The organism is Streptomyces sp. NPDC007983 (assembly GCF_042958345.1).
GTDB lineage: Bacteria > Actinomycetota > Actinomycetes > Streptomycetales > Streptomycetaceae > Streptomyces.
This window is the reverse complement of the sequence record NZ_JBIBJI010000005.1, coordinates 369,707-379,813: the sequence shown is the minus strand read 5'-3', so window position 1 is coordinate 379,813 and position 10,107 is coordinate 369,707. Positions and strand designations below refer to the sequence as shown.

The window sequence follows — 10,107 nt, the reverse complement described above, 5'->3', positions numbered from 1 at the left end:
GGGCCCCCCCCCTCCCCCGGCGCGCGGGGGGGGGGTCGGCGCGCCCGGGCGGGGGGGCGGCGCCCCCGCGGGCGGCCGGGCGGGCCCCCCCCCCCGCCCCACGCCTCGTCGCCGGGGTCCTCCCCGGCGATCCACCGGCGGGCCAGGGCTGCCGGGCCGGTGTCGGCGGCTGCCGGGTCCGCGGTCGCCGCGGCTCCGGCCCGTCCGTGCCACAGCCCCGCCGGGGCGGCGGCTCCCTCGGCGAACGCGAGCAGCGCCCTGGCGACGGCCGGGCCCTCGGCGCCGACCACGGCGAGCCGCTCGGCCATGGGCTCGCGGCCGCACCTGAGGGTGTGGGCGACATCGGGCAGGGCGACCCGCGCGGTGTGCAGGAACCGGCCGAGCCGGCCGGCGTACTCGCGCAGCCGCTCCTCGTCCCACGCGGACAGCACGTACAGCAGCGGCTCGGAGGTGCGCTGCTCGGCGGCCGGGACCGCCGCGGCGTCCTGGGCCCCGGTGCGGGGCGGTTCGGCCAGGACCAGGTGGGCGTTGGAGCCCCCGGCGCCGAAGGAGCTGAGAGCGGCCCGGCGCGGCCCGGGCGCGCCGCCGTCCCCGGTCTGCGGCTCCCACTCGGCGAGTTCACGCTGTACGCGGAAGGGCGAGCCGGCGAAGTCGATGTTCGGGTTGAGCCGCTGCGAGTGCAGGGACGGCACCAGCCGGCCGTGCCGGAACTGCAGAAGCACCTTGGTGAGGCCCGCGATGCCCGCCGCGGCCTCCAGGTGGCCGACGTTCGACTTGAGCGAGCCGATGGGGAGGTGCGGCAGGTCCCCGTCCGCCCCCTGCTCCCGCTGGAGGGCCTCGTACGCCTTGCGCAGACCGGTGATCTCGATCGGGTCGCCGAGCGAGGTGCCGGTGCCGTGGGCCTCGACGTAGCCGATGTCGCGCGGGGAGGTGCGGGCCCGGCGCATGGCCTGCTCGATCACCCGCTGCTGGGCATGGGGGCTGGGCACGGTGTAGCCGTTGGTCCGGCCGCCGTGGTTGACCGCCTCGCCGAGGATGACGCCGTGGATGTGGTCGCCGTCCGCCAGGGCCCGGCGCAGCGGCTTGAGCAGTACGGCTCCGACGCCCTCGCCCGGCACGTAGCCGGTGCCGTCCGCGCCGAAGGAACGGCAGCGGCCGTCGGCCGACACGAACCGGCCCTGGCTGAGGTACACGTACTTGTGCGGGTGCAGGGAGAGGTTGACCCCGCCCGCGATCGCCAGCTCGCTGTCGCCGCCGCGCAGGCTCTGGCAAGCCAGCTGGATGGCGGTGAGCGAGGAGGAGCACATGGTGTCGACCGCCAGGCTCGGCCCCCTCAGATCGAGAACGTAGGAGACCCGGTTGGCGATCGAGGCGTGCAGCGAGGCCGCCACCGGCCCATCGCCATGCGCCAGGGCGGCCGCGCCGAACAACTGGTATTCGGCGTACATCGCCGCGGCGAACACCCCGACCTGGCGGCCGGCGAGGTCGGCGCGCCGGTATCCGGCGTCCTCCACCGCATGCCAGGCGGTCTGCAGGAACATCCGTTCCTGGGGGTCCATCAGCTCGGCCTCGCGCGGCGAGATGCCGAAGAACAGCGGATCGAACCGGTCCACGTCGTCGAGGAACCCGCCCCATTTGGTGGAGGCGCGGCCGGGGGCCGGGGGGCCGTCCTCGAAATAGCGGCTGTGGTCCCAGCGATCGCCCGGTATCTCGGTCACGCAGTCACGGCCGCTCTCCAGGTTCTGCCAGAACTCCCCCAGGTCGGCGGCCATCGGGTAACGGCCGCTCAACCCGATCACGGCGATGGCGTCCTCGTCCTCGTCCACGGGATGGCCGTCCGCGCCGTCCGCGCCGTCCGCGCGGGCCGGGACGGCGGGGGCCGGGACCGCGGGGGCCTGCTCGCGGGGCGCCGGGGCCGCCGGTGCGGGCTCCGGCCGGTCGACGGGCGCCAGTTCACGAAGCCGGTCCGCATGGTGGTCGGCGAAGTAGCCGGCCAGCTCGGCCAGGGTGGTGTACTCGAAGAACAGCGTCTTCGACAGCTCCCCGAAGGTCTCCTCCAAGTCGCCGTTGAGCCGGACGATCAGCAGCGAGTCGATGCCGTAGCGGTCCAGCGGGGCCTGCGCGTCCATGGCCGCCGGATCGAGCTTGGTCCGCGCGGCGAGGGTCTCCCGCAGCAGGTTCTCGGCCACCGCCCGGGGGTCGGCCGCCGCCTCGGAGCGTGCGGCGGGGGCCTGGGGCACGTCCGGTTCCGCCGTCCTCGGCCGCGCCGCGGGGCTCTCGGCCGGTGACAGGGCGGCCTGTACGGTCCCGGTGTCGCCGAGCGCGACCAGCACGGCACCGCCGGGGAGGGTGAGGGCGGTTTCGAAGGCGGTCAGGCCGACCGGTGCGGGCAGTGCCGCGGAGCCCAGGCGCCGTTCCAGCTCCGCGGCGGACGCCTCGTCGGGCGCCATCCCGCCATCCCGCCACAGCGGCCAGGCGATCGACACCGACCTGCCGTTGCGCCGCCCGTCCGCCACCAGCCGTTCGCGGTGCGCCAGAGCGGCGTCCATGAAGGCGTTGGCGTACGCGTAGTCGGCCTGGCCGACGTTGCCGAGCGGGGCCGCGACGGACGAGAACGCCGCGAAGAAGTCCAGCGGGTGGTGGGCGGTCAGCCGGTCGAGGTGGACCGTGCCGTGGACCTTGGGCGCCAGCACCGCCGACAGGTCCTGCGGCGACTTGGCGGCCAGGAAGGAGTCCCGCAGTACTCCGGCGGCGTGCACCACGCCGTTCAGCGTCCCGTGGTCGGCCTCGACGGCGGCGAGCACGGCTCGTACGTCGTCCTCCCGCGAGACGTCCGCCCGCAGATAGCGCGCCGAGCCCCCGGCTGCGGCGATCGCCTCCAGGCGCGCCCGGGTGCCCGGGTCCGGCTCGGAGCGGCCGACCAGGACCAGGTTCGCGCGCACCCGTCGGGCCAGGTGCTCGGCGAGCAGCAGCCCGATCCCCCCGCCGCCGCCGGTGATCAGGTAGACGCCGCCGTTCCGCAGCGCCGCTCCTCCGGTGTCCTGGGCCGGCGGGTCCACCGGGCGGTACCGGCGGACCAGGCGCTGGTCCCGCTCGTAGCGGACCTCGGCCTCCCGGCCGGTGTCCGTACCGAACTCGCGGAGCAGCACCGGCAGCTGAGCGGTGAGGGTGTCCGGGGCGAGGGCAGCCACTCGGTACTCCAGCGCCGGGTTCTCCAGCCGCGCGGTCCTTGCGAAGGCCGCGACCGCCTCGTGCACCGGTACGGCCTGGTCCGGGCCGCCCGGGACGGCACCCAGGGGATGCGCGAACAGCAGCCGGACCGCGGCCACCGGCCGCCGGCCCAGCAGGGCCTTGGTGAGGTGGAACAGCGAGCCGACGCCCAGGTCGATCAGGCCGGTGCCGAAGGCGTCGGCGGGCGGCGCCGGGCGGCTCCACGCGTGAAGGATCCGGCGGGGTGTGATGCCGTCGGCGGCCAGCGCCGCCATCAGGCCGGTGAAGTCGTCGGGCCGCTCGGGGGCGACCCGGTAGGTACGGGCGTCGTCGCGGCGAAAGGCCGGTCCCGGGGTCACCAGGACCACCGGGGTGTCCGGCTCGCCGGTGTCCCGCAACGCCTGTTCCAGGGCCCGGCGGGCCGCTTCCGCATCCGCGTCCGCGAGCAGCAGGAACGGGCCGCCGGGAGCGCCGGCCGCGGGGCCGAGGGGCGCGGCCTCCCAGTGACCGCGCAGGAACACGGGAGCGGGGCCGCCGACGGCCTCCTGCCGGGGCGCCGCTGCCGGGGTCCCCGCGCCCGCCGGCAGCCGGCGCAGGACCAGGTCCGTCAGGTGGACCGCCACGGTGCCGTCGTCATGGGCCAGGGCGAGGTCGAAGCGTACGACCTGGTCCCCGGGGCCGCCGGAGGACCGCGTGACGTGCACGGTGCACCGGCCCGTCAGGTCGGCGTGCAGGTGCAGCGCGCCGAGTCGTATCGGCAGGTACGCGGCGCCGTCGTCCTCGCCGGATGCGGCGAGCAGGCAGGCCGCCACCTGGAGGGCGCCGTCGAGCAGCGCCGGAGGCAGGACGAACGCCCCGGACGGGCCGAAGCCGCCGTCCGGCGTGGCGGCACCGGTGTCCGCCAGGTCGAGGACGCCGACGGCCTCGTGGCCGGCGCGGTGCGCGAACTCCCGCAGCGCGCGCAGGCTCGGGCCGTGCCGCACCCCGCGTTCGCGGAGCAGGCCGTAGCAGGTGGCGGGCTCGGCCCTGCTCGGGCAGCGCCGCCGCAGGGCGTCCAGTCCGAGGCGCCGCGGGGCATCCGCGGTGGAGGCACCGGCACTGTCCATGACGAGCAGCTCGCCGCGCGAGTACACCGCTTCGGCGCCCGCGCCGTCCTCGGCGTCCTCGCCGTCCTCGCCGTCCTCGGCGTCCGGTGCGCCGTCCGCCGTCACGGTGAAGCTCCGCGCCCCGCCGTGCGGCTCCAGAACCACCCGCAGCGTGCGGGCGCCGCCCCGGAAGGAGAGCATCCGCTCGAAGGCGACGTCCCGCAGTACGCCGATCTTCGCACCGACCGCCGCCTCCCCGGCGGCCCGCGCCAGTTCCAGGTGGACCGCAGCGGGCAGCACGGCCGCGCCCGCGACGGTGTGGTCGGCCAGGAACGGCTCGGCGGTGGTGAGAGTGACCTCCGCACAAGCCCGTCCGGAGCCGGCCGGGTCCGGGACCGTACGCAGCCGCGGGCCAGGCTCCCCGGAGCCGGCCGGTGCGGGGGCGGTGGGCTCCAGCCAGTGGCGGCGCCCCTCGAACGGGTAGGTCGGCAGCGGTACCCGGTGGCGCCGCTGGCCCCGGTGGAAACGCTCCCAGTCCACCTCCGCACCGCGCAGCCAGGCGTCCCTCAGCGCGGCCGGCGCAGAGCCGTGCCCGGCCACCAGAACCACCCCGGCCCCCGCGGCGGCTTCGGCCTGCGCGTACGGCAACACCGGCAGTCGGGGCGCGCGCCGCGCCGGTGCGGTGCCGCTCCCGCCGGAGGCGGCGAGCGCGCGGATCGCCTCGTCGAGCCGGAGGGCGCCGGCCCGGCAGTGGGCCACCAGCTCACCGGCGCCCTCCGCGAAGAAGGTCTCCGGCCGCAGGCCCCAGTCCTCCCAGAGCCCGGCCAGGGCGTACTGGTACGTGAACGCCAGGCCGCGCGGGCCGTGTCCGAGTGCTCCGGCCGCCGCGCACGCCTCGTACGCCTCGGCGAAGGCGGGCTCGGCGGCGGCGAGTTCGGCACACTGCCGCTCATCGGGGCCGTCCAGGGCCGGGAAGGCGAAGGCCGCCGCGGGCGGCGCGTAGCCGGTCTGCGCGGTGTGGCTCTCCCGCGCCGCCCGGTCCTCCAGCAGCGTTACGGCCTCGTCGGTGTCACGGCACAGCAGCCCGAGCCGGAAGCGGTGCGCCGTGCGGCCGACCGCGAGGGTGTAGGCGACGTCCGCCAGCGGCACACCGGTGTCGCGGCGCAGGTGACCGGCGAGCCGGGCGGCGGCCCGGTCCAGTGCGGACGGCGTCGCGGCGGACAGCAGCAGCAACTGCTCGGGACGGGACGGTCCGGACGGCTCGCGCGGCGGCGCCTCCTCCAGTACGGCGTGGGCGTTGGTGCCGCCGACGCCGAAGGAGCTGACCCCGGCCCGGCGGGGACTTCCGTTCGCCGGCCACGGACGCAGCTCGTCGGCGACCCGGAAGGGGGTGTCCTCGAAGTCGATGGCAGGGTTCGGGCGCTGGAAGTTGATGCTCGGCACGATGGTGCGGTGCCGCATCATCAGCACGACCTTGATGACGCCGGCCACGCCGGACGCGGCGTCCAGGTGCCCGATGTTCGGCTTGACCGAGCCGATCGCGCAGTACCCGTTGTCCTGTGTGGTGTGGCGGAACGCCTGGGTGAGCGCCGCCACCTCCACCGGGTCGCCCAGGGTGGTGCCCGTGCCGTGCGCCTCCACGTAGGTGATCGTCCGGGCGTCGGTCCCGGCGGCGGCCTGGGCCTTGGCGACGACCTCTGCCTGCCCGTCCCGGGCCGGCGCCGCATAGCTGACCTTCCCGGCACCGTCGTTGTTGGTCGCCACGCCCCGGATCACCGCGTGCACGGTGTCGCCGTCGGCCACGGCGTCCGTCAGCCTTTTCAGTGCCAGGACGCCCGCGCCGTTGCCGAACACCGTGCCGCTCGCGTCGGCGTCGAAGGCACGGACCTGCCCGTCGGCCGACAGGATGGCGCCCTCCTCGTACAGATGGCCCTTGGCCTCGGGTATCCGCACCGACACGCCGCCCGCCAGCGCGAGGTCGCACTCCCCGGCCCGCAGCGCCTGGCAGGCGAGGTGGAGGGCGACCAGCGAGGTGGAGCAGGCCGTCTGGACGGTGTAGCTGGGGCCCTTCAGGTCCAGCTTGTAGGCCACCCGGGTGGCCAGGTAGTCCTTGTCGTTCCCGAACAGGACGCGGAAGTACTGCGAGGTGGTGCTCTGATCGGTGGCGCCCAGCACGTTGTGCTGCAGGTACGCGTTGTTGGCCGCGCCGCCGAAGACACTGATCGTCCCCGGGTGCCGCGCGGCGTCGCAGCCGGCGTGCTCAAGCGCGGCATGGCACGTCTGCAGGAACAGCCGGTGCTGAGGATCGGTCAGTTCCGCCTCGGCCGGGGTCAGCCCGAAGAAGGCGGCGTCGAACATCTCCGCGTCGTGCAGCGCGCCGAACGCCTTCACGTAAGCCGGGTCGCGGATCAGCTCCTCGGGCACGCCCGCCGCGGCGAGTTCCTCGTCGTCGAAGCGGGCTATCGCCTCCCGGCCGCCGCTCAGCAGGTCCCAGTACTCCTCCAGGTCCCTGGCCCCCGGGAGCCGGGCCGCCAGGCCCACGATGGCGATGGCGCCGTCCGGGAGACCGGCCGCGGCGGGGGGCTCCGCGGCCTGCGGGACGGCGGCTGGGGATGCGGCGTCCGCGGAGACGGCGGTTGCCGGGGCGGCCGCCTCGGGGGCGGGCCGGCCGGGCGCCGTACCGGCGGGGGCGTCGCGCAGCTCACCGGCCAGGAAACGGGCCAGGGCGCGCGGGACCGGGTGGTCGAACACCAGGGTGCGGGGCAGCCGCAGGCCGGTGTCCTGGGTCAGCCGGTCCCGCAGGTCGACAGCCAGCAGCGAGGTGAACCCCAGGGCACCGAGAGACCGGCCCGCCCAGCTCGGTGCCACCTCATCGGGCGACCCGACGCCCAGCAGCGCGGCCACATGGGAGCCGATCAGCTCCAGGACCATACGTTCGGCCGCGGCCTCGGGCATCCCGGCCAGCCGCCCGAGCGGCCCGGTGTCCTCGTCCTCCGGCTCCTCGGCACGGTCCGCGGGCACCGGGGCGGCAGCTGCGGCGGTCACCGCGGTCGGGGCGGAAGCCGGGGTCCCGCCCAAGGGCCCGGCCCAGTCCACCGGAACGCCGCGCACGTACAAACCGGCCAGGGCGGACAGCAGCGCGGTCCGCCCGTCGCGGTCACGCCGGAGGGATCCCATGACCACGCTGTCGAACTCGGCGTCCGCGGCCTCAAGGGTGTTCGTGACGCCCATGGTCAGCGCCGGATGGGGGCTGAGCTCCAGGAACGTCCGATAGCCCGCCTCCACCTGGGCGCGCACGGTCCGTGCGAACTCGACCGTACCGCGCAGATTGCGGCACCAGTAAGCGGCGTCCAGCTCGGTGCCGTTCAGCAGCTCGCCGGTGACGGACGAGCGGAAGGGCACCCGGGCGGGGCGCGGTGTGAGCGACGCCAGATCCCGCGTCATGCGGTCGGTGATGGCGTCGATGTGCGCGGAGTGCGCGGCCAGTCCCACGTTGATCAACCGGGCCCGTACGCCCTCGGCCGTGAGCTCTTCCACCAGCTGCGCCACGTCCTGCTGGCCGCCGGAGACCAGCACCCAGTCCGGCCCGTTGACCGCGGCCAGCCCGAGCCGGCCGTCGTAGCCGGCCAGCCGGTCGCGCAGTGCCTCCGCCGGGAGTTCGACGGAGGCCATGTCCCCGGCGCCGACCAGGGTCGCCTGGGCCTTGCTCCACTGCGCGGCGACCGTGGCCGCGTCCTGAAGCGAAAGGGCGCCGCAGACGTACGCGGCGGCCACTTCGCCGAGGCTGTGCCCGATCACCGCGTCGGGCCGCACGCCCCAGGACCGCAGCAGCGCGGCCAGGGACACCATGATCGTGAACAGCGCGGGCTGCACCACGTCAACGCGTTGCAGCGAGGCCGCCCCGGGCCGGTCGTGCAGCAGGTCCGTCAACGACCAGTCGAGGTGCGGTGCGAAGGCTTCGACGCACGCCTCGGCCTCCTCGCGGAAGGCCGGGCAGGACTCCAGCAGGTCGGCGGCCATGCCTTGCCACTGAGTGCCCTGGCCGGGGAAGACGAGGACGATGCGGCCATCGCTCACCGACGCCGTGCCGCGGATCATCCCGGCGGCCGGCCGGTCGGAGCAGAGTGCGGTGAGGCCCCGCAGGAAGTCCTCGCGGTCGCGGCCGAGCACCACCGCACGGTGAACGGACCCGGCCGCGGCGGCGTTTTCGGCGACCAGGGACCGGCCGAGGTCCAGCGGCGACCGCCCGGGCTCGCGCTCAGCGGCGGAGCTCAGCTCGGCGGCCCGCGCCTTGAGAGCCGCGGCCGACGACGCCGACAGCACCCAGGGCAGCACCTCGGCCCCGTCCGTGCCCGCTCCGTCCGCACCCGCCCCGCGGTGCGCGGCGGCCGGGGCGCCCCGGCCGCCGCGGGGGCTGCCCGCGCTCCTCGGCTGGGAGGCGGCCGGGCGCGCGGGCAGCCGGATCCGGCGGCGCTCCTGGCCGTCGTAAACGTTCTCCCAGTCCACCTGCGCACCGGCGAGCCAAGCCTGACGCAGCGCCTCCAGCGGGGAGCCGCCACCCGCCCGCAGCGCCACGTCGCCCGCCTCGGGACCGGCCTGGTCGAGGGACTCGACGGGGATACGGAAGGAACGTGTGCGCCCGTCGGCGGGCGGCTTCGCACCGTCGAGCAGTGCCACCGACTTGGCCAGGCCCAGCGCGCCACTGACGCAGGCGGCGGCGATCTCGCCGACGCCGCTCGCGTGGATGGCACGTGGCCGCAGTCCCCAGTGCAGCCACAGCCGCGCCATCGCGTACTCGAAGGCGAAGACGGCTCCCCGGCCACCGTGCCGGAAGGCCCCGGCGCGGCGGCACGACTGGTGGTATGTGGCGAAGCGGGGGTGGGCGCGGGCGGCCTCGGCCGCCAGGCGTTCGACGTCGGGCACGTCGCCGGGAAGCTCGAACACCAGCGAGCCGGGGCCATCGACGGCGACCGCGCCGGTGTGGCCGTCGGACGGCGGCTCCTCCAGCAGCCGGGCGGCCTCACCGGGGTCGTGGCAGAGCACCGCACGGCGGTGCCGGTGGGCCCGGCGCCCGGTGGCGAGCGTGTAGGCGGCGGCCGCCAGGTCGGCCTCCGGCAACCGGCGCAGGCGTGCGGCCACGTCGGCGGCCGCGGCATCCAGCGTTCGGGGTGTCCTGGCGGACAGCACGACGAGAGTTTCGGGCCCGGTCGGCGCGGTAGCCATGGGGTGGGTATGGGCACTCTTCGAGAAGCGCGTGGACATCTTCCTCTTTCCTGACCGCCGGCACCCCGGCAGCGAATACCGGATTTCCGCGATGTCAGACCCTCAGCGCGGGCGCCTCGACGCGCCCGCCGACGAGCAACGGTCCGCCCTGCGGTTCGTCGTCGCCGTACGTCGGCGCGGAGCACCCGGGATCGTCGAGGGCCGGCACCCGGACCTCGGTGAGGCATGCCCTGACGGCAAGGGTCGCTCGGGCGGCCATGGCGCCCGGTTCGGCGAAGAAGGCATCCGAGTCGATGAACTCCTCGGCTTTGCGGCGCAGTTGCGCAGGCAACACAGCGGTGTTTCTCCTGGATATCGCCCTGGACCAGGGCATGATCGGACACGGCGCACACGGTGGACACAGCTCGCACGGTGGGCGCGGCGGACGCGGCGAACACGGAGAGGGCAGCGCGGTACGTCGGTGGACTGCGCGCGGAGGACGGGGGTTGGCTTTGAAGCGTAGGTCGACAACCGGCCAACGGCTATTGCCGTTTGCGATGTGGGGCGTTCTCATCTCGTCAAAGGGCCAGGTGTGCCGTGGTGAGTGCAG

General features: G+C 75.6%; 2 protein-coding genes. Both read right to left on the bottom strand.

Annotation, left to right across the window (positions count from 1 at the left end; translation table 11 throughout):
- Positions 1-9,518: SDR family NAD(P)-dependent oxidoreductase (locus tag ACFZCY_RS18655; RefSeq protein ID WP_391174252.1), on the bottom strand; the 9,518-nt coding region annotated here is incomplete at its 3' end.
- A 94-nt stretch (positions 9,519-9,612) separates the two neighbouring features.
- Complete coding sequence (locus ACFZCY_RS18650) at positions 9,613-9,852, bottom strand: hypothetical protein (protein ID WP_391174254.1); 240 nt, start codon at positions 9,850-9,852, stop codon at positions 9,613-9,615.
- Positions 9,853-10,107: the final 255 nt, after the last annotated feature.